Origin of the sequence: Ferviditalea candida (genome assembly GCF_035282765.1) — a bacterium.
Classification (GTDB): domain Bacteria; phylum Bacillota; class Bacilli; order Paenibacillales; family KCTC-25726; genus Ferviditalea; species Ferviditalea candida.
Genome location: NZ_JAYJLD010000140.1, coordinates 1 through 304 on the forward strand (window position 1 = coordinate 1; position 304 = coordinate 304).

The 304-nt window shown below is 50.0% G+C and carries 1 rRNA gene; it reads right to left on the reverse strand.

What is annotated here, in order from left to right:
- A 16S ribosomal RNA gene (locus VF724_RS21415) occupies positions 1–96 on the reverse strand; the annotation flags it as partial.
- Positions 97–304 lie beyond the last annotated feature (208 nt).

Here is a 304-nt window from a genome sequence, read left to right on the forward strand (position 1 = left end):
TGCTCAAGAGCAAGCTCTCTCACAGCTCCGCTCGACTTGCATGTATTAGGCACGCCGCCAGCGTTCGTCCTGAGCCAGGATCAAACTCTCCATAAAAGTTCCTCTATGGAAGTTCGAATCAGCGATCAAACTCTCCATAAAAGTGCGTCCCTAACGGTCCGCTTTTATTGCAGAGCCTCTAGCTCATTTCAATCGTTGTTGTCCGTTCTTACTCGTTGTTCAGTTTTCAAGGAACAAGCATCGCACTTGTCATCTCTTCCGAAACACCGTGCCCCGCTTCGCTTTCCGACCGTCTTCACGCATC